Below are 19,800 nucleotides of genomic sequence, written 5' to 3' on the forward strand. Positions count from 1 at the left end.
ATGTATAAAATTTTTGTGACAGCAAAATAGTTCATTAACCGGGAAAATAATTATATTCGTAAAACAAATTTTTCTGATCTGATTATGAACGACAAATACGAAGCGGTTATCGGACTCGAAGTCCACGCACAATTATTAACCGACACAAAAATTTTCTGCGGATGCTCGACTCAATTCGGGTCGGCTCCGAACACGAACGTATGTCCCGTTTGTTTGGGACAGCCCGGCGTTCTTCCCGTATTGAATAAGAAAGTCGTCGAATACACGGTTCTAATGGGACTCGCAACAAACTGCAGAATAAATCGTAAATCGATTTTTGCAAGGAAGCATTACTTTTATCCTGATTTACCAAAGAATTATCAGATTTCGCAATACGAAGAGCCGATATGCGAACACGGTCATATAACCGTCGAATTGAAGGACGGGACTAAGAAAAAGATAGGCATTACCAGAATTCACATGGAAGAAGACGCCGGCAAATCGATTCACGACCAGGATTTCGATACTCTGATTGATTTGAACAGAACCGGAACGCCTTTAATGGAAATAGTAAGCGAACCCGACATCAGGACTCCCGAAGAAGCTTATTTGTACCTTACAAAATTAAAACAGATACTGACATACCTCGGCATATGCGACGGCAATATGGAAGAAGGCTCGCTCAGATGCGACGCCAACATTTCTGTCCGTCTTAAAGGAGAAACAAAATTCGGCAAAAAGACGGAAGTTAAAAACATGAACTCGTTCCGCAACGTGGAGCGCGCGCTGGCATACGAAATTGAACGGCAAATCGATTTACTCGAAGACGGCAAGGAAGTTATTCAACAAACCCTTTTGTGGGACGCCGACGCCAACGTCGCTCAACCGATGCGCTCTAAAGAAGAGGCTCACGATTATCGTTACTTCCCGGATCCCGACCTCATGCCCGTTGTAATAGAAGACGAGATGCTTAACGATATCAAAAGCCGGATGCCCGAACTACCCGACGAAAAGAAAAACCGTTTTATCGAAAAATTCGGTTTGCCCGCTTACGACGCCGATATTCTTACGTCTTCCCGCGAGCTTGCGGACTATTACGAAAAAATTCTGACTGTGACAAACGACTATAAATCCGCCAGCAACTGGGTAATGACCGAAGTCTTGAAAGTAGTAAACGAGGAAAAAATCGACATCTCCGATTTTCCCGTCAGTCCTGAAAATTTAGGCAAGTTGATTGAATTGATAAACAACAATACGATCAGCGGCAAAATCGCGAAAGACATTTTTCCCGAAATGCTGAAAACAAATAAAGACCCGGAAACCATCGTAAAAGAAAAAAATCTCGTTCAGATAACCGACACTTCGGCAATCGAATCGATCGTGGAAAAAGTTTTGTCCGCCAATCAAAAACAAGTGGAAGAATTTCTGTCGGGCAAAGAAAAAGTCCTCGGTTTTCTCGTAGGACAAATAATGCGCGAGACTAAGGGAAAAGCGAATCCGCAAATAGTAAACGAAATACTGAGGAATAAACTGAACTCGCTGAAATAATTGATTATTGCCGGAATATATCGGCAATCGCCTTATCCAAAGTAGCCGGTACGATTCCATATGATTTCAATTTATCTGTATTGAGCGAGACGTCATAAACTTTATACGGATAATTTTCTTCGTCCATTGTAGTCTTTATCAACAAATCGTTTCTTAGTCCCGCAATTTTACAGGCAAAGTCAATTAAATCGTATCTCGATAATCTTTCATTTCCCCCGAAATTAATTGTTTCGCTTTTCAGGTCTTTAATTTCAATCAAGCTTGCGATCATTCGAGCGGCTTCTTTCAATGAAAGAGGCGAACGGAATTGATCGGTAAACTGTTTTACCCGCTCGTTATTTTTTATTTTTTCAGAGTCTCCTGAAAAAAATTGGTCGAATGATTCAATCCGAAACCGTAAAGCAAGGCTTCTCTAAGAATGACGTAATTTTCCGTAGCTTCTTTGATTTTTTGTTCGCCCATCAATTTTGTTTCGGCATAGAGCGAAGCCGGAATCAGTTTAGCGTTTTCGTCGAGATACGAACCTCTGTAGCCGGCATAAACCAGGTCGGTCGACAAATAAATAATTTTAGAATTATAAAGTTCGCACAGAGCTGCAATTTTTCCTGCGGCGTTTACGTTAATTTCGTAGACGTAACTCCGCGGCAGCGAATCCGCTTTCGCGCTGTTTGATACTGCCGCAGTATGAACAACCACATCCGGCTTGAAATTTTCGAATACTTCTTTGAGTTTATTATAATCTTCCAGTTGCAGTTGTACGGAATTGTATTCGCAACAGTTGCCTCTGTTTTTATTATAATGCGTTAAGATATCATGTTTTTCCGAAAGAACAATATTAAGATATTGCCCGAGCAGTCCGCTGCCGCCTGTTATGAAAATTTTCATATTTTCTTTTATTTCATTTATTATTAAACTTAGTTTACAATTTAATATAATTTTCAAACAAAGCAGAAGGCTAAATGAAACAATTAATCGGCGCTCATACATTCGTCAAAGGCGGACCGGCTTCGGCTATCGAAACCGCAGAGAAGCTGGGATTTACAGCCATTCAAATTTTCACCAAAAACAACAATCGTTATTTCGAGAGAGATTTAAGAGAAGACGAAATTAACGACTATAAAGAGAAGCTGAAAAACTCGCGAATAAAATTTGTAGTGTCGCACGATTCTTATTTGATAAATCTTTGCTCGAAGAATCCCGAGGGATTAAAAAAGTCGCGCGCGGCATTCATAAAAGAACTCGAAAGATGCGAACAACTCGGAATACCGCACTTGAATTTTCACCCCGGAGCTCACGGCGGACAGGGCGAAGAAGACGGGCTTAAATTGATCGCCGAATCGCTCAATTACGCTCACGAAAAGACAAAAGGCTTCAAAGTCAAAAGCATGCTCGAAGCTACAGCGGGACAGGGAACCGCGCTCGGATACAAATTCGAACATCTTCGTAAAATTATCGATATGGTAGACGAACCGGAGAGAATGACCGTATGCATCGACACTTGCCATATTTTTGCCGCCGGTTATAACATACGAGATCCGAAGGAATATAAAAAAGTGATGAAGGAATTTGACGAAATCGTGGGCTTGGATTTACTGAAATGCATTCACATGAACGACAGCAAGAAAGAGTTAGGCAGCAAGTTGGACAGGCACGAACATATCGGCAAAGGATTTATCGGGCTGGAAGGCTTTTCAAATATAATGAACGACAAAAAAATTGAACATGTGCCGAAAATTCTGGAGACCCCAAAAGGAAAAGATCAAAAAGAAGACCTTGAAAATATCGAGACGCTTCTGAGCTTAATAAAATAAATTAATTGATACGAAGAACCATAATTCCTGTTTGTTTTGAATGCGATTGGATATATTCGCTCAAAGGCAGTTTAGTTATTTCCACTTTCTTCCCGACATCCGGAGCGTGAAGCAAATGTATTCTTCCGTCTTTCCCTTTAACGGCAATGCCCGTATGAGAAATATCGAGTCCCGGAATATTCGTTGTAATTCCGATTATGTCTCCGCTGCGCAGTTTGCTTTCAATTTTTTGAATCGTCTTTTCAGGAATGTAAAAATATTTTCTCGACGAAATTTCTTTTTCGATTACGGCAATCGAATCCGTCAATTCCCGATTGTTTGCCAGTTGTTTATAGCTTTTGGTATGAGTCGACATAAAATTAATTATTTTATTGTACGGAACTCCTCCGATTTCTTCGGTAATGTCTTTGCCTATTCCCCTTTTTTGCATTTCATAAATCCAATCGGAAAAATAGTGGAGACGCGAAGCATAACCTTTCATAATTCCGTTTCGATATCTTAGATTTTCAATTTCTTCAAGAAACGAATTGAAGGACGTGTCGTTATTTTTGATGCATCTTGCCAGAGCCACAGTCGCTTCCACAAACGTATAACAATCGAGACCTTTAAGATTAATTATCAGCGATTCGTCTTCGGTCGCCTCGAGAGTATGAGCTTTATAATCGGCGCCGATAAAACTTAACCCGATCTGCTCGATTATCTTATTAACCGGTTCAACTCTTAGATTGTTTTTATATGCCAGCTCGAATTTATTGCGGCATACGGTTACGTCTTCCGGGCTGTAGACCTGCGCGTTTGTAATAAAGGTAATTAAAAGGAGAAACAGGAAAAGTAAAAGGAAATTTAGTTTATTCATAGTCAATATTCCGTTAATCAGAACGGCTCCTGGTCTTCCATCGATTCGACGTCGCCTTCAGGCAAAGCTTGTCGGAATTTTTCAAGGTTTTCGAACCGGGCGTATTCTTTGACAAATTTTAATTTAATTTCGCCGATCGGACCGTTACGTTGTTTACCGATAATAATTTCAGCAATACCGTCTGTGCTTTCACCGCCGGCTTCTCCGTTAGTATAAGTCGTAATGCCGTAAACTTCGGGTCTGTACAAAAATATTACAACGTCGGCGTCCTGTTCGATCGAGCCTGATTCTCGCAAGTCGGAAAGCATCGGTTTTTTATCCGACCTTTGTTCTACCGCGCGGTTTAACTGCGACAGGGCTATAACCGGAACATTCAATTCCTTCGCAAGAGCTTTTAAAGAGCGGGATATTGTCGAAATTTCTCTTTCGCGGCTTTCGAGCATAGTAGACGGATTAACCAACTGAAGATAATCGACTACTATCATTCCGATGTTTTTTTCATTCTTAAGCCGTCTGGCTTTTGCGCGAAGTTCCAGTACGGTTATACCGGGAGTATCGTCAATATAAATCGGCGCTTTGCTCAATTTATGCACCGTTCTGCTGATACGCGCATAATCTTCGGCTTTGAATTTACCCGTTCTCAAACTATGAGCGTTAATTTTAGCTTCGGCGGATATTAAACGTGTGGCTAATTGTATGGTCGACATTTCGAGCGAAAAGACCGCTATCGGCACCTGATGGTCTACCGCGGCATTTCGTGCAATCGACATAGCAAAGGCGGTTTTCCCCATCGAAGGACGAGCGGCGATAATAATTAAATCAGATTTTTGAAAGCCGCCCAGCATTGTGTCGAGTTCGTAGTAACCGGAAGGAACGGCGTTGAACGAAGTCTTTTTGGAATGGATCGCTTCGATCAGTTCGAGCGATTCCTTAACGGCTCTGTCCATCGAAGTGAATGATTCTTTAATTCCTTCTTCGGAAATTCTGAAAATTTTCGATTCCGCCGTATCCAGCAAGTCGAAAACATCTTCTTTCCCTTCGAAGGCCATTTCGGCAATTTCGCTCGAAGTCGAAATCAACTGGCGCAGTATCCATTTTTCGAGCACAATGCGCGAGTGATAATCGATATTTGCCGCAGAGGTGGTATCTTCAGTCAATTGACTGATATAAGCGGCGCCTCCTGCTCTTTCGAATTTACCCGACTTTTTCAATTCTTCATAAAGCGTTACGAGATCGATCGGCTCGTCGGATTCATAGAGCGAAAGCATAACCTCAAAAATCGTTTTGTTGCGCGGGTCATAAAAAGCGTCCGGCTTAAGCACTTCGACGGCTTTCGGAACGGCATTGTTGTCCAAAAGCATTGCGCCCAAAACTGCGCGTTCGACTTCGACAGCCGCGGGCGGCTGACGCAACGCGCCGTCTTTTGAAAATTTACCTGATTCTTCCGGTCTATCGCTATCTTTTTTTGTTCTCGCCATTTTCTCAGTTTAGTTCGTCGTATAATTTTTTGAATTTCTTTACGTCTTCCCAGCAGCCTTTTTTCCAGCCGGGATTTCTAAGCAGAGCCGCCGGGTGATATGTGACGACCACTTTAATTCCGTTGAACTCGTAGACATTTCCTCTCAAAGCCGAAAGCGAAAGTTTTTTATTCAAAAGACCGTTTGCCGCTACCCTGCCGAGGCAAAGTATAATTTTCGGATTAATCAGCTCGATTTGTTTATAGAGGTACGGCATGCAAGTTTCCATTTCCGACGGCAGCGGGTCTCTGTTGCCCGGCGGACGGCATTTCAAAATATTCGCAATGAAGACGTCGTCCCGTGTCAAATTAATGGCTTTCAAAATATCGTTCAACAATTTTCCGGCTCTGCCGACGAAAGGTTCGCCCTGTTTGTCCTCGTCGGCGCCCGGAGCTTCGCCAATTAACATTGCTCGCGCCTCAGGATTTCCGACTCCGAACACAAATTTTGTGCGCGATTTCGACAAGTCGCATTTTGTACACGTATTAATAAGACTGTCGAGTTCTTCGAGCGTCTCCGCTTTTTGAAAACCTTCTTCGAACAGGTTCTTGTTCAAATCTTTCTCGATCTTTTCTGTAGTTTTGATTTCGGGCTCCGGAATCGTTTCTTCTTTTTCCTCTTTTAAAATAAAAAGGTCGTCGCCGAAAATCTCTTTTTGAAGTTTTAAAGCTTCCATTAAATTCTTTTCCAGCGACGACATAAATTTACCTTTGAGAATTAAATAATTCGGACTGCCGAAAAGACAGCCTTAAAACGTAACAGGCAAAGATTTATTATTGATCTTTATAACGGTATTCGATGCCTTCGTTGAGCAGTTCGTTAATGGCGCGAATCTGCGGTTTTTCTCTTTTGTCGAACTCGAGCGCCAGTTTAAGCTGCTCGGGATTTTCTTTGTCTTCGAATTCCTCGTCGTTGCTCGTCACAATAGTATTCAAAAGGGTATTGAATTCGAGTTTATATTCGTCGTTAATCTGACGCGCTCTGCGCGCTGCGACGACCACGGCTTCGTAGAGATTCGGAATTTTCGACTTGATCTGCCTTAAATCAACCGGTCTGAGTGTCATGATAATTTACCTCCGATATTTCTTTATTTATTATTTTTTTTACTTCTTCAATTGCGCGTTGCAAATCGCTGTTTTCAACCACATAATCGAACTTGTCTTTATATCCGAGTTCCATTTCCGCGCGTTCGATTCTTTTTTTCAAGTCCTCTTCAGTTTCAGTTTTGCGATTCAGCAACCTTTTTTTCAAAGCTTCGATATCCGGCGGAACGATAAAAATCAAAACGGCGTCGGGAAATATCTTTTTAATGTTCAAGGCTCCTTTAACGTCCACCTCGAAAACTGTATTATACCCATTTGCGAGATTATCGTCAACAGATTTTTTAAGAGTGCCGTAATAGTAATCGTAGAATTTTTCCCATTCGACGAATTCGCCGTTTTCAATTTTCTTTTTGAATTCTTCTTCTGTAAGGAAATAATAATCGACTCCGTCGATTTCGCCGGGACGTTTTTTGCGGGTCGTGGCGGAAACCGAATATTTAAGCTCGGGAAAAGTTTTCAACAATTCCTTAACTATTGTAGTTTTACCTGCGCCGCTCGGAGCGGAGAACACAAAAAGCTTGGGCTTGGTCACTTTAATCTCACTCGATATTTTGGATTTGTTCTCTTATCTTTTCAATTTCTTCTTTAATTTCGATGCCTAAATGCGATATATGCTCCGAAACCGATTTGCTGTTTATCGTATTTGCTTCCCGATTCATTTCCTGAAGAATAAAATTAAGTTTTCTTCCGGCGTCGTCCGAATTTTTCATCGTATCGAGGAATAATTTGAGATGACTTCTGAGCCGCGTGCACTCTTCCGTAATATCGTATCTTTCGGATAATATCGCAAGTTCATTAATTAATCTCTGTTGGTCGTCAATCAAATCGCCTATCAACTGCGCTGCTTTTTCTTTGAATTTTTCAAAATACTCTTTAAGATCCGTCTCTCTTCTATTTTCTATTTTCGTTAAAGATTCTTCAATATTGTTTATTCTGGAAAGAATATCTTTTTCGAGCTCTTTTCCTTCGGCTTTTTTCATCTTGTTCATTTCTTTGATAGCCGCTTCAATCGAAGCCAGGACATACTTCATCTCTTCTTCGATTTGGTCGTCGCTGCCGTCGAAAAAGGCGTCCTGAAAAATGAACAAATCAGTCAATTTTATTTTATCCCGCAGACCGGCGGATTTGCGTATTTTTTTCAAAACATTGTAAGCGTCCTTAACGGCTTCCGTATTGAGCTCCCCGTATTTATCCTCCAGCCCGTCTTTTTTAAGAGAAATGCTCAGATAAACTTTTCCGCGTTTAATGCTTTTTTTAATCTTCTCGCGGATTTCGAGTTCCTTACTCGATAATGCCTTGGGCAGCCGGACCGATAAATCGAGGTATCGGCTGTTAAGACTTTTTATCTCCGTTTCGATAGTATAATTTCCGAAATGGGTCTCGTTTTTCCCATATCCGGTCATACTGACGAGCATTTAAAATCTCCGAAAAAATTGACTTTAAATTTAGGCAAAAATTGGCTCTTTACAAAATGATACATCTTATCCTTATTTTTCCGGTTTCTTAGTACTATCGGTACACGGAATTAATCAGAAATGAACTTGGCTCAATGGCAGGATTCGTTCCGGGATTATGCAACACGACCGAATAATTAACCGTAATTATCCAAAAAAGTATCCGGGAAACGGTTTCCCGGAGTTTTTGAATAAAGACATCGGGAGAATCGGTTCCCGTATTTCCGAGGGAACCGTTTTCAATCTATGCAAAGGATTCTCTACTTCATCAAAAGCATACTCTTTACATCGCTCCAGCCTTCGGCTTCCAGCCTGTAAAAATAGACCCCGCTCGGCAGTCCGCTTCCGTCAAATTCAACCGTATAACTGCCCGGCGTTTTTAATTCATTAAACAATTCCTTTACTTCCCTGCCAAGAACGTCGTAGACTGCCATTCGAACTTTCGAACTCTTCGATATTTTATAGCTTATTTTCGTCGTCGGATTAAACGGATTAGGATAATTTTGCAAAAGCGCATACCCGGAGGGTAGTTCCTGCGTCATATCGATATCGGTGGCTACGTCGCGCGGAACTGCAAGATAATCGACCTGCATCCAACCCCACGACATCCTCATTTCAACTTTATTTTCTCCTTCTTTAAGAGGTACTGTAAGAGGAAACTCTTTCCATTCCGATTGTCCGCCTGTAAATTCGTACTGTGTTATCAGCTCGTCGTTCACATAGATAAACTGGCTTTTGGGGCTGTCGTACGCCAATCGTGCTGCAAAACGAATTTCGTAGTCGCCTTCCTGAAGATAGTTTTGAAATGTCCAGGTAATTTTTGCATTCGGGTCGTTAGTTTTAATATCGACGTATGCAAAACTGCTGGCGTTCGGATCGCTTACAATAGTCATTCCCGGTCCCGAGCGTTGAGCTCTTTCCGCTTCCAATCGAATAAAAGGCGGTTCGCCTACGGTGATATAAACCGGTTCGGATTCCCTTTTCAAGCCTTTGTCGTCCGTGGCAACGGCAGTTAGTTTATAATGGTCGGGCTCTATATTGGTCCATACAAATCGATAAGGAGCTTGATTTACTTCGCCTATTTTCATCGTATCGTTTGCAAAAAATTCCACGCTTACCACTTCGCCGTCGGGGTCGCTTGCATCCGCTTCGATAGTTACATCCGAGCCTTCTTCAAAAACCGATTTATCCGCCGGAGCCACAATCGATACTAACGGCCAATCGCCGCTTATGCCGTTTACGTCTACTTCGGTTCTGTACGAGTCCCAAATCGATTTAATGCCGGCAAGTATCTGTTCTTTTTTCGACACTTGATTATCTGTCCACGACCAGGCGAGCGCGCCGGCATACCCGTTGAAAAAAAGGGTTTTATACAAATCGGCAGTTGCCACTCCCAATGTATTTTTCATATGGAATTCCGCCACAACCAGAGGTTTGGACAAGCCCCATTTGGATGCGGGATTATGAAAAGGCGATACTGCAGTTCCTTCCCCGTGATCGTAATAGTGAACGGTATAAAAATCGAGAACCCCGTCGGAATCCCCTCCCGCTTCAATTAATCTGTCGTCGGCATAATAATTATAATTCATGATACTCGAAATTCGATTGAGATAGTCCGCCATCTGGTCGCCGGTCAACGACAAATTATGAGCGGCATTGAATTCTCCGGTAATTTCTTTCAGCCGGTTTTCTGGCAGCTGTCTGTAATCTATTTTAACCATTTTAGCCGTCGGCACGTCTGTGAGAGCTATTATATGCCATGTTCCGTTGGTAACCTGAGCGGTCGAATCGGCGCGATGAATTGCGCCGGCGCATAAATTAACGAACCTCTGGATAGCCGACATCGGCACGTGTTTAATATCCGCCCATCCGAACTCGTCGCTCATGCCTTCCGGCTCATTAAAGATTTCCCACGCAATAATTGCGGGATGACCTTTCAAAGAGTCGACCATCGGAATCAATGCGTTTTCGATATAAGCTTTTGTATATACCGTATCGGTTAACAGCATCATATTTCTGTCGACGACAGTATTGCCGTTGCTCGTTCGCAGCATGTCGAACGACCAGAGGCATAGAATAACTCCGATTTCACGTTCCCACGCTATATCCAGAGCTTTCTTTAGGTCTTCTATAGTTCCTTCTCCGGGCCCTATCACAAACCCGTTTTGGTCAAATTCAGGCGTATTCGTCCCGTTCGTATGAAGCCACCATCGAAGAGCATTTCCCCCGTTATCGTGAAGTTTAAGGAGAACATCCCCGAATGTTTTGAAATCCGTATCGCCGGGACCTATATCGTTTGCAAAATTGAGCCAGGCTAAATTCGATCCGTTTAAAAACAAATTTTGATTATTGTATCTAATTCTGTTCTGCTGCGAATAAGTCAAATTACAAAGTAAAAACAAGATCAAAATTATCGGAAACTTGTTTTTCATTTTCTCCCTCATATCAATTATTGTTTGTTCTAATTCTTAACATAATAAATGCCAACAAAATAGAATGGATTTTTTAATAAAAAGAAGCGCGCGGGGACAAAATAAAAGGTTGCCGGATTATCATTTTAATAAAATTTATTAATATCAGAAAGCTTCGCCGATGCCAACGTGGAACTGCAATAATTCATTCCAAAATTGTTTGCGGAAGAAATTGCGTCTGTCGTTCGGATCGTAAATCTTAAATCCGAAGTCGATTCTCAAAGGAGCGAATTCAGAATAGTACCGGAACCCGAATCCTGCAGCCACGGCAATACGATCGAACCGAAAATCCGTTGCGCTGTTCAAAGTATTTCCGAAATCGACAAATGCAACGCCGCCGAAATTCCCGATTATTCTGTTTCTCGTTTCGAGCGAGCCTTCTAACAGAAAAAATCCTCCGGAGGGCGCTCCTTTTGCCAGTATTGCCTCCAAATCTTCGAGCGTCAATTGACTCAATTTTTCAAAAGGCAACAAAATCTGCGGCGGTACAAGTTGGCGCGTGCTCCAACCTCTAACTGAATTACTGCCGCCCGAATAAAAACGTTGATTGATCGAAATGCCCGATTTGTCCCCGTAATAGTTAAATATATTGCCGGCTTTTAATTTCATTCCCAGCGAATTTTCAGGCGAATTGTAGACGGGAATAAAAAACGTTGAAGTAAAAGACGCTTTAAAGAAAAGAGGTCTGTCGAATCCGTCCCCGAAGGCGCGGCTCAGTAGATACGGTATCGAATTGCCTTCCTCAAGAAGAAGATTCAAAGCGTAGCCCCTTGTCGGAAAAAAAACATCGTTTGTTTGATTTGTTCCGAAAGAGACGCCGATCAATGCGTTTGTTCCGCTGCGCACTAATTCGCCGCCCAGAACATTATAGATATAATACCTCGAGAGCGAATCGGCTTCCCGTTTCGGATAATTCAGACGCTGGTAATCAAGGCTCAGTAAATTTATCAGATACAAATCTTTGTATTTATACTCCGCTCTCTCAATATTCAAATAAGCGCTCAATGAATTGAAATAAGTATACTGGGGTAATTCAAAATCGAAGCTTAACTTGGCGCCGTAAATAAACGAATTATATTCCTCTTTCCTTTTTTGAGTCGTAAAATAAGTTTCGTATTTGGTATTGACCGGCTTACCGAAAAGAAACGGCTGTTCGATTACAACACGCGTGTCGAAATAACCGAAGATTGAAGAGTCGGCAAATGAAGGATGTTTAATAAATTCGGTAAAGTTCTGAGCTGCCGCCGAAGAAGAAACTGTAAATTTTCTGGCGTCTCCGAAAAAATTCTTCTTCGTAAAACTGAGTCCCAAACCCATATTAAACGTATTATCTTCGTTATTCATAATCAGTTCGGGCGAGAGCTCGTTTAACTTCCCGACGTCCGCGCTTATAACAAGCGGCACGTAATTATTAGCCGTATCGGAAATTACGCTGTTGATAATAGCCGAGGTAAAGAGTTCCGTTCTGTAGAGGCGCACCTGCCCCCTTTGTATCTGATAGTTGCTGTAATAATCGCCGGGTGTAATTCCGACAATCTGTTTCAAAAGTTCATCTGTTATGTTATCTTTGCCGACTCCGGTTATCGACGTGCGCACTTCGCTTATACGGTATCTGTCGCCGGGCGAAAAAGTAATATTGGCGACAACGGTATTCCTGACAGTATCCACCAGAATTTCGGGCGGTTCGTTCGAAGCGAGCATATAACCGTTATCTCTTAAAAATCCGATTACGTAATTCTTATTGTTCTCGATGATATCGTCCCGGTAAATTTTCCCGGTGTCCCTGGAAACCCGGTTGTACAATAATTCCCTGAACGATTCGGGTATGGAGCTCAATCCGTTTAGATTCAGTTCTTTTATAATTGCCGGTTCCGACTCGTTTATATAATAATTGAGCGTCGCTTCTCCATCGGAGAGCTTGTAATCATACGAAACCCTCGCTTTGAAAAAGCCGTTGGAGTGATAATAATCTTTAATGGATTGAACGTCCGCCGATATTAGCAAAGAGTCAAAATAGACCGGCGATTTTCCGAAATCCGATATTGAATTCAGGAATTGCGAAAACCAGCCAGGAGTTTCCCTTGAAACGATTACTCTGCGTAATTCTCCGTCCGATATCGAGTTGTTGCCTTCAAAATTTATTTTGACCAGTTCGTATTTCTCCTGCTGAGCGTTCGCAAAAGATACGATTAGAATCAGATTTAATATGATATAAAATCTTTTCACTTTATCCGTCAATGAATAATGGTTACCGGAGTTCCGATTTTTACAACGGAACAAAGCTCGTCGATGTCTCTGTTGCTTACTGCAGCAGAGCCGTTTGTCCAATTAAATGCAAAAGGAAGATTTCTGAAAATATAATCGTATTTGCCGATCCCGTGAATACCGATTCCCGAACCCAGGGGCGTATCTTCGGGCGGACAAATTCTTTTTTCGCCCGCTTCAATTATTCGCGCACAATCTTCTTCGTTTATATATCCTTTACGAAGAGCTTCCGCCGCATCGTGAGCGTTGGGATAATTTATATGAATAAACTTATAATATTTGTGCGTCGAGTCAATCTCGCAAACGAAATATTTTCCCGCGGGCGTAACAAGGTCGTTTGCGGATTTTTTTACGCTGCCGTTATTTTGTCCGAATACCACTTTATAAGTTTTTATTAAATTATTCTCCGAGTATAATTCCAGTTTATAATTTTTTCTGTCAATTAAAATCGATACGTTGTCCAGGCGATCCAATCCTTTACGGGACATTATATCGGCAAGACTTTCCTGATTCATATTCAGAAACACGCCGTAGAGAACAAGTCCCAGAAAAAAAACTACAATACTTGCAGATATATAAATAATATTACGTAGCATCGGTTAATTTCAGGGCAAATAAGAGGGGCGGGATTAACCGCCCCGGTTTGCTTACTTTTTGTTTTCGGCTTCTACAGCCGCAATAGCCGTCATATTGATTATATCTCTTACTGTATCGCCTCTTTGCAGTACGTGGACGGGTTTTTTCATACCCATCAAAATAGGACCGATTACAGTAGCGTCGGTTAATCGCTGAAGCAATTTATACGATATATTCCCCGCGTCGAGATTCGGAAATATCAGCACATTGGCGCCGCCTTTTAATTCCGAAAACGGAAATTCGGATTCGAGGCGTTCGGGAACGACGGCAGTATCCGCCTGCATTTCACCGTCGATTATCAAGTCGGGTCTTTTTTCTTTGACTATGCGAACCGCCTCGGCAACTTTACGGGATTGGGGGCTCTGAGCGCTTCCGAAATTACTGAACGAAAGCATTGCGATTTTCGGAACAAGGTCGAATACTTTAACGGTCTCGGCTGCGCTGATCGCAATTTCTGCCAATTGTTCCGCTGTCGGGTCGACGTTTACTGTAGTGTCGGCAAAGAAAAAGATTTTACGCTTAATAATAACAATATACATTCCCGAAACAATCTTAAATCCTTCCTTAACGCCGATGCACTGAAGCGCGGGTCTTATAGTCTGCGGATAGTGAGAAGTCAATCCGCTCAGCAACGCGTCCGCGTCTCCCATTTCGACCATCATAGCTCCGAAATAATTCGGTTGTTTCATCATTTGTCTGGCGTCTCTCGGTGTAACTCCTTTACGCTGACGTTTCTTATAAAAAGCTTCGGCGTATTTTTCGAGTTTGTCGGAATTTGCAGGATCGATAATTTCAAAAATCTTTTCGTCGTATTCGAGTTCTTTTATTTTATTTTTAATAACCGATTCGTCTCCGAGGAGAACCGGCAGTCCGATATTTTCCTCGTAAACCGAATGAGCGGCTCTGATAATTTTTTCTTCTTCGCCTTCCGCGTAAACAATTTTCTTGGGATTCTTTCTTGCCTTATGGAGCATAACTCGTACGATCTCAGTCGAGAATCCGAGACGTTCCTGCAATTGTTCTTTATACGCTTCGAAATCTTCGATCGGTTTTCGCGCCACTCCCGTATCCATGGCGGCTTTTGCAACCGCCGGAGCCACATACCATAAAACGCGCGGGTCAAACGGTTTCGGAATAATGTATTCCGGACCGAAAGAAAATTCCTTTCCTCCGTATGCGTGTAAAACGACTTCCGGCACTTTTTCCTTTGCTAATTTAGCCAGCGCTCTGACGGCAGCCATTTTCATTTCCTGATTAATCTTGCGAGCTCTAACGTCAAGCGCGCCTCTGAAAATAAACGGGAATCCCAGCACGTTATTCACCTGATTCGGATAGTCGCTTCTTCCCGTAGCCATAATAACGTCGCTTCTTGCGTCGGTGGCGTCTTCATAAGTAATCTCCGGGTCGGGATTAGCCATTGCCAGTACAATCGGGTTCTTTGCCATCGATCGCACCATCTCTTTGCTAACGACATTTCCTTTCGACAGACCGATAAAAACATCGGCGCCTTTCAATGCATCCGCCAAATCTTTATAGACGACATCCTGCGCAAACTGTTCTTTGTACTTGTTCAGGTCGCTCCTTTTCTTATTAATGTGTCCTTTTGAATCGAACATCGAAATATTTTCTCTCGAGGCGCCCGCCGCTATATACATGTTGCAGCACGAGATAGCTGCCGCACCCGCGCCGGAGACAACTATTCTCAAATCTTTCATTTCTTTTCCGGCAATTTCTGCCGCGTTAATTAATGCGGCGCAGGATATAATTGCCGTGCCGTGCTGGTCGTCGTGAAAGACAGGAATATTCATTGTCTTTATCAATTCTTCTTCGATCTCAAAACATTCCGGAGCTTTAATATCTTCCAGATTAATGCCTCCGAAGGTAGGTTCGAGCAGTTGAACGGCTTTGATTAATTCTTTCGGGTCTTTGGTATTAATTTCGATATCGAAAACGTCGATGTCGGCAAACCTTTTGAACAATACTCCCTTACCTTCCATGACAGGTTTGCCGGCGTGCGGCCCGATATCCCCGAGTCCCAGTACCGCCGTGCCGTTCGAAACAACCGCCACCAGATTACCCTTGGCGGTATAATTATAAACGTCGTCGTCGTTTTTGGCTATTTCCCTGCACGGTTCGGCTACGCCCGGTGTATAAGCCAGCGAAAGTTCGCGCGCAGTATAGCACGGTTTGGTAGGCACAACTTCTATTTTACCTTTTCTGCCCTCGCTGTGATAACGAAGAGCTTCTTCTTTAAGTGTTGACATAGACGCCTCGAAAACTTGTTTGATTTATTTATTTGTATACTAAAATATGGATTATAGTTTTAAACTGCTCGGAGATTTTGACGATTTTACTTAAGAAAAGATTCAAGGTAGGAAGACGAAAAAGTTGCCCCGCATATCATAAATACGGGGCAGCTTTACTCATTAAACCTGCATAATTTCATGTTCTTTATGCTTGATCATCTCGTCAATTTTTGCGATGTGTTCGTCTATAACTTTCTGTACTTCTTTTTCGAGGTCTTTTAATTGGTCTTCTGTAATTTCTTTGTTCTTTTCCATCTTTTTCAGATTGTCGTTAGCGTCGCGTCTTACGTTTCGAAGGGCAATTTTAGCGTCTTCACCGAATTTTTTTACGAGTTTCACCAATTCTTTTCTTCTTTCTTCGGTCAAAGGCGGAATCGGAACTTTGATATTCGTTCCGTCGTTAACGGGATTCAATCCGAGGTCGGCGGTCATAATAGCTTTTTCGATTGCACCGATAACGGACTTGTCCCAGGGCGTAATCGAAAGCGTATGAGCGTCCAGGACAGTAACGTTTGCCACCTGATTGAGCGGAGACATGGAGCCGTAATATTCAACTTTAATGCCGTCGAGGAGCGCCGTGGTAGCTTTGCCCGTACGTATTTTGGCTATCTCGCTTCTGAACGCTTCTATACTTTTATCCATTCTGTTTTTGGCGTCTTTAATAACTGGATGTGTATTCATAACAGCCCCGTTTTTATTGTAAGATTAATAATTTCCGACAGAAGTCCCTATTTGTTCGCCTGTAATAATCTTATAAAGATTATCGGCTTTGTCCATATTAAATACAATAATAGGCAAATTATTTTCCCTGCACAAACTGATGGCGGTTAGATCCATTACTCTCAGATTATTCTGCAAAACATCCATATAAGAAATTTTGTCGAACATATTTGCATCCGGATTTTTTTCAGGGTCGGAATCGAAAACGCCGTCGACACGAGTGCCTTTGAATATAGCGTCGGCTTCAATTTCGACCGCTCGAAGAGTAGCTGCCGTGTCGGTGCTGAAATACGGATGTCCCGTCCCTGCGCCGAAGATAACAATTCTTCCTTTTTCCAGATGACGTATTGCCCGGCGTCTGATATAAGGCTCGGCAATTTCTTCCATTTTAATAGCGCTCATCAGTCGTGTGTAAACGCCTTTTTTTTCGAGCGTATTCTGGAGCGCAAGCGAATTTATAATCGTAGCAAGCATACCCATCTGATCTCCGGTTACGCGGTCGATCCCCTGGGAAGATGCGTTCAAACCTCGGTAGATATTGCCTCCTCCGATTACGAGTCCCACTTGCACGCCGAGTTTATGCACTTTTATAATTTCATCTGCAAAATAATTTAGTATTTCCGGGTCGATTCCGTACGAATGAGAGCCCATGAGGGATTCGCCGCTGAGCTTCAGTAGAATTCTTTTGTATTTTAATTCCGCCATCAAAAACTCGAATTAATTAAAAGGGGTAAGTCAATATAAAAAAAAAGGTCTTATTTGAAAATAAGACCTTTTTCTTATCGGATTATTTTTTTTCGTCGCTTGTATGATATCTTCTGAAAGTCTTCAGTTTTACCTGCGCCCCGTTGGCTTTGTTGAATTCGTCGATCAAGGCGCCGACTTTCTTTGTATTGTCTTTAACAAATACCTGTTCGACAAGACAATTTTCTTCGTAGAATTTATTCAATTTACCCGTGGCAATTTTTTCGAGCACCTGCTCGGGCTTGCCTTCTTTACGGGCAACTTCTTTGTAAATTTCGAGTTCTTTTTCGATAACGTCTTTATCCACTTCTTCGCGGTAAATTGTCAAAGGTTTCATAGCCGCAATTTGCATTGCAATATCTTTCAGAATAACGGCGAGGTCGTCTTTCTTGTCTTCGGGAACATTTTCGGCGGCTAACAAAACGCCCAATTTCGAGCCGTGATGAATATAGTCGACAATCAAACCGTTATCGACGTTAATAATATCGAATCTCGAAATTTCGATTTTCTCACCGATTTTTCCCGTAATATCGTTAAGCGCGTCTTTAAGAGTTTTTCCGTCTTTCGACAGATTCAATAACGCTTCTACGTTTTCGGGCTTGTTTTCGAGCAACAGTTCGAGGGCTGTTTCAGCGAAGTTCACAAAATCGTCGCTTTTGGCGACGAAATCGGTTTCACAATTAACTTCAAGAATAGCGGCTGATTTACCGTTGTCGAATACCTTGGTAAGAATCAAACCTTCACTGGCGGTTCTTTCCGCTCTTTTAGCGGCTACAGCCGCTCCTTTTTTACGCAATATTTCGATAGCCTTTTCAAAATCGCCGTTGGATTCTTCGAGAGCCTTTTTGCAATCGAGCATACCGGCGCCGGTTTTTTCTCTTAACTCTTTAACTTGTGCAGCGCTAATAGCCATTATAAACATTCCTCCATATTTACATTTAACACAAAAGACCGACTTGAAAAACGTCGGACATTAATTTTCGGTTTCTTCGTTTGACGATTCTTCAGATTTTTCTTCTTTGGCGTCGTCTTCTTTTTGAGTATCGGAAGTTTTTACGGTATCGGATTTCTTTTCGTTTTTATTGTCGAATTTTACTTTTCTGATACGCGGTTTTTTCGGTTTTTCGTCTTTTTCTTCTTCGGTTTCGGTAACTTTCTTTTCGCGTTCTTTTTCCGCAGCTTCCTGAGCCTTCAGCTCTTTAGCTTTCGCATTGCCTTCAATTACGGCGTCGGCAATTGCTTTCGTAATAATCTCGATAGCGCGCGACGCGTCGTCGTTAGCCGGAATGACATAATCGATCGGATCCGGATCGCAATTCGTATCGACAATGGCAAACACAGGAATATTGAGTCTGTTTGCTTCCTTAACGGCAATATCTTCTTTCTTAACGTCGACTACAAAGAGAGCTCCGGGCAGTCGAGTCATTGTTTCGACGCCGTCCAGTACTTTGCGGAGTTTGTCTCTTTCGCGCGACAGTTTAAGACGTTCTTTCTTAGTGATTTTTTCGAACGTGCCGTCGCTTTCCATTTTGTCGATATTCTGAAGCCGTTTAACGCTTTTGCGAATTGTAGCAAAGTTAGTCAACATTCCGCCGAGCCATCTTTCGCTTACCCAATTGGCGTCGCATCTTTTTGCTTCTTCGGCAATAATTCCTTTCGCTTGCTTTTTGGTGCCAACGAAAAGAACTCTTTTGCCCTGGGATACAAGCTCGAGCATCGCCTGTTTGGCTTGTTCGATTGCCGCCTGCGTTTTTTTCAAATCGATAATATGAATCCCGTTCTTCTCCATGAAGATGTAGGGTTTCATTTTGGGATTCCAGCGGCGGGTTAAGTGCCCGAAATGGGCGCCTGCTTCAATTAAATCGGTAAGACCAATCTTAGACATAGTAATTCTCCTGTTTTTCTTCTACTCCCTTCTTTCCTTTTCGTGTGGAAAGTTTGCTCTTCATCCCGATGTTCGGGACACAGGAAGCAAAACGGGAGTATGAATGTTAATAAATTATCTCTTAGAAAATTGAAATCTTTTACGAGCTTTCTTCTGACCGTATTTCTTGCGTTCGACCATTCTGGGGTCTCTTTTGAGAAGACCTTCGGCTTTGAGCAACGGTCTGAAATCGGGATTAATCGCTTCGAGAGCGCGAGCAATTCCGAGACGGATTGCTTCGGACTGTCCCGAAATTCCGCCTCCGTTAGTATTTGCAAAAACGTCGTATTTACCGAGAGTTTCGGTCACTACAAACGGAAGGAGGATATTGTCTCTGTGTTCTTTTTGCGGGAAATAATTTTCGAATTCCCTCTCGTTAACCGTTACTTTTCCGGAGCCGCTTCTCAGAAATACTCTGGCAACTGAATTTTTTCTGCGTCCTACGAAAATTTTATCTGCCATCAAA

The 19,800-nt window shown here is 42.4% G+C and carries 19 protein-coding genes; 2 read left to right on the forward strand and 17 right to left on the reverse strand.

All coding sequences use genetic code 11. The features are described 5' to 3' along the window. Positions 1-84: 84 nt before the first annotated feature. Entirely contained in the window at positions 85-1,527 is a 1,443-nt protein-coding gene (gatB, locus tag ACSSWA_RS07520; protein WP_437355948.1) for an Asp-tRNA(Asn)/Glu-tRNA(Gln) amidotransferase subunit GatB, read from the forward strand. Positions 1,528-1,531: 4 nt separating this feature from the next. Here gatB and ACSSWA_RS07525 read toward each other — a convergent pair whose 3' ends face one another. Further along, entirely contained in the window at positions 1,532-1,798 is a 267-nt protein-coding gene (locus ACSSWA_RS07525; protein ID WP_437355949.1) for a hypothetical protein, read from the reverse strand. Between the two features lie 71 nt (positions 1,799-1,869). Then, a complete protein-coding gene (locus ACSSWA_RS07530) occupies positions 1,870-2,412 on the reverse strand; it encodes an SDR family oxidoreductase (RefSeq protein WP_437355950.1) in 543 nt (180 codons plus the stop codon). Positions 2,413-2,486: 74 nt separating this feature from the next. Here ACSSWA_RS07530 and ACSSWA_RS07535 point away from each other — a divergent pair, with 74 nt between their 5' ends. Next, on the forward strand, positions 2,487-3,338 hold the full coding sequence (locus ACSSWA_RS07535) for a deoxyribonuclease IV (protein ID WP_437355951.1): 852 nt from the start codon (positions 2,487-2,489) through the stop codon (positions 3,336-3,338). 1 nt (position 3,339) lies between these two features. Here the strand turns inward: ACSSWA_RS07535 and ACSSWA_RS07540 are convergent, their stop codons facing one another. The 15 genes from ACSSWA_RS07540 to rpsI all read right to left on the reverse strand — a co-directional run bounded on the left by ACSSWA_RS07540 (position 3,340) and on the right by rpsI (position 19,796). Next, positions 3,340-4,194, reverse strand: coding sequence for an N-acetylmuramoyl-L-alanine amidase-like domain-containing protein (locus ACSSWA_RS07540; RefSeq protein ID WP_437355952.1), 855 nt, complete (start codon positions 4,192-4,194; stop codon positions 3,340-3,342). 17 nt (positions 4,195-4,211) lie between these two features. After that, positions 4,212-5,672: a replicative DNA helicase gene (gene dnaB, locus ACSSWA_RS07545; RefSeq protein WP_437355953.1), complete on the reverse strand. Its 1,461-nt coding sequence runs from the start codon at positions 5,670-5,672 to the stop codon at positions 4,212-4,214. A gap of 4 nt (positions 5,673-5,676) precedes the next feature. Next, positions 5,677-6,411: a uracil-DNA glycosylase gene (locus ACSSWA_RS07550; RefSeq protein WP_437355954.1), complete on the reverse strand. Its 735-nt coding sequence runs from the start codon at positions 6,409-6,411 to the stop codon at positions 5,677-5,679. A 73-nt stretch (positions 6,412-6,484) separates the two neighbouring features. Further along, a complete protein-coding gene (gene rpoZ, locus ACSSWA_RS07555) occupies positions 6,485-6,775 on the reverse strand; it encodes a DNA-directed RNA polymerase subunit omega (RefSeq protein ID WP_437355955.1) in 291 nt (96 codons plus the stop codon). Beyond that, positions 6,756-7,346 (reverse strand): guanylate kinase, encoded by a 591-nt coding sequence (gene gmk / locus ACSSWA_RS07560; protein WP_437355956.1) that lies wholly within the window; start codon positions 7,344-7,346, stop codon positions 6,756-6,758. Before gmk ends, rpoZ begins: the two co-directional genes overlap by 20 nt. A 7-nt stretch (positions 7,347-7,353) precedes the next feature. Continuing rightward, entirely contained in the window at positions 7,354-8,229 is an 876-nt protein-coding gene (locus ACSSWA_RS07565) for a YicC/YloC family endoribonuclease (protein WP_437355957.1), read from the reverse strand. A gap of 299 nt (positions 8,230-8,528) precedes the next feature. After that, the gene (locus ACSSWA_RS07570) at positions 8,529-10,700 is read right to left on the reverse strand and encodes an Ig-like domain-containing protein (RefSeq protein ID WP_437355958.1); all 2,172 of its coding nucleotides are present in this window, start codon (positions 10,698-10,700) and stop codon (positions 8,529-8,531) included. Between the two features lie 144 nt (positions 10,701-10,844). Continuing rightward, complete coding sequence (locus tag ACSSWA_RS07575; RefSeq protein WP_437355959.1) at positions 10,845-12,965, reverse strand: BamA/OMP85 family outer membrane protein; 2,121 nt, start codon at positions 12,963-12,965, stop codon at positions 10,845-10,847. Positions 12,966-12,973: 8 nt separating this feature from the next. Continuing rightward, a complete protein-coding gene (locus tag ACSSWA_RS07580) occupies positions 12,974-13,600 on the reverse strand; it encodes a L,D-transpeptidase family protein (protein ID WP_437355960.1) in 627 nt (208 codons plus the stop codon). Positions 13,601-13,651: 51 nt separating this feature from the next. Beyond that, a complete protein-coding gene (pta, locus tag ACSSWA_RS07585) occupies positions 13,652-15,904 on the reverse strand; it encodes a phosphate acetyltransferase (RefSeq protein ID WP_437355961.1) in 2,253 nt (750 codons plus the stop codon). Positions 15,905-16,066: 162 nt separating this feature from the next. Continuing rightward, positions 16,067-16,627: a ribosome recycling factor gene (gene frr / locus ACSSWA_RS07590; protein ID WP_437355962.1), complete on the reverse strand. Its 561-nt coding sequence runs from the start codon at positions 16,625-16,627 to the stop codon at positions 16,067-16,069. 24 nt (positions 16,628-16,651) lie between these two features. Then, entirely contained in the window at positions 16,652-17,371 is a 720-nt protein-coding gene (pyrH, locus tag ACSSWA_RS07595) for a UMP kinase (RefSeq protein WP_437355963.1), read from the reverse strand. An 82-nt stretch (positions 17,372-17,453) separates the two neighbouring features. Further along, the gene (tsf, locus tag ACSSWA_RS07600) at positions 17,454-18,323 is read right to left on the reverse strand and encodes a translation elongation factor Ts (protein WP_437355964.1); all 870 of its coding nucleotides are present in this window, start codon (positions 18,321-18,323) and stop codon (positions 17,454-17,456) included. 60 nt (positions 18,324-18,383) lie between these two features. Continuing rightward, entirely contained in the window at positions 18,384-19,295 is a 912-nt protein-coding gene (rpsB, locus tag ACSSWA_RS07605; RefSeq protein ID WP_437355965.1) for a 30S ribosomal protein S2, read from the reverse strand. A gap of 114 nt (positions 19,296-19,409) precedes the next feature. Beyond that, complete coding sequence (rpsI, locus tag ACSSWA_RS07610; protein WP_014856353.1) at positions 19,410-19,796, reverse strand: 30S ribosomal protein S9; 387 nt, start codon at positions 19,794-19,796, stop codon at positions 19,410-19,412. Positions 19,797-19,800: the final 4 nt, after the last annotated feature.

Source organism: Melioribacter sp. Ez-97 (assembly GCF_051488665.1).
Taxonomy (GTDB): domain Bacteria; phylum Bacteroidota; class Ignavibacteria; order Ignavibacteriales; family Melioribacteraceae; genus Melioribacter.

Bases quoted from the DNA above. Each gene is read 5' to 3' on its own strand.
- rpoZ (WP_437355955.1), bottom strand. From the start codon at position 6,775: ATGACACTCAGACCGGTTGATTTAAGGCAGATCAAGTCGAAAATTCCG.
- ACSSWA_RS07580 (WP_437355960.1), bottom strand. From the start codon at position 13,600: ATGCTACGTAATATTATTTATATATCTGCAAGTATTGTAGTTTTTTTT.
- tsf (WP_437355964.1), bottom strand. From the start codon at position 18,323: ATGGCTATTAGCGCTGCACAAGTTAAAGAGTTAAGAGAAAAAACCGGC.
- ACSSWA_RS07570 (WP_437355958.1), bottom strand. From the start codon at position 10,700: ATGAAAAACAAGTTTCCGATAATTTTGATCTTGTTTTTACTTTGTAAT.
- gatB (WP_437355948.1), top strand. From the start codon at position 85: ATGAACGACAAATACGAAGCGGTTATCGGACTCGAAGTCCACGCACAA.
- pta (WP_437355961.1), bottom strand. From the start codon at position 15,904: ATGTCAACACTTAAAGAAGAAGCTCTTCGTTATCACAGCGAGGGCAGA.
- rpsI (WP_014856353.1), bottom strand. From the start codon at position 19,796: ATGGCAGATAAAATTTTCGTAGGACGCAGAAAAAATTCAGTTGCCAGA.
- ACSSWA_RS07540 (WP_437355952.1), bottom strand. From the start codon at position 4,194: ATGAATAAACTAAATTTCCTTTTACTTTTCCTGTTTCTCCTTTTAATT.
- dnaB (WP_437355953.1), bottom strand. From the start codon at position 5,672: ATGGCGAGAACAAAAAAAGATAGCGATAGACCGGAAGAATCAGGTAAA.
- ACSSWA_RS07565 (WP_437355957.1), bottom strand. From the start codon at position 8,229: ATGCTCGTCAGTATGACCGGATATGGGAAAAACGAGACCCATTTCGGA.
- pyrH (WP_437355963.1), bottom strand. From the start codon at position 17,371: ATGGCGGAATTAAAATACAAAAGAATTCTACTGAAGCTCAGCGGCGAA.
- ACSSWA_RS07525 (WP_437355949.1), bottom strand. From the start codon at position 1,798: ATGATCGCAAGCTTGATTGAAATTAAAGACCTGAAAAGCGAAACAATT.
- ACSSWA_RS07530 (WP_437355950.1), bottom strand. From the start codon at position 2,412: ATGAAAATTTTCATAACAGGCGGCAGCGGACTGCTCGGGCAATATCTT.
- rpsB (WP_437355965.1), bottom strand. From the start codon at position 19,295: ATGTCTAAGATTGGTCTTACCGATTTAATTGAAGCAGGCGCCCATTTC.
- ACSSWA_RS07550 (WP_437355954.1), bottom strand. From the start codon at position 6,411: ATGTCGTCGCTGGAAAAGAATTTAATGGAAGCTTTAAAACTTCAAAAA.
- frr (WP_437355962.1), bottom strand. From the start codon at position 16,627: ATGAATACACATCCAGTTATTAAAGACGCCAAAAACAGAATGGATAAA.
- ACSSWA_RS07535 (WP_437355951.1), top strand. From the start codon at position 2,487: ATGAAACAATTAATCGGCGCTCATACATTCGTCAAAGGCGGACCGGCT.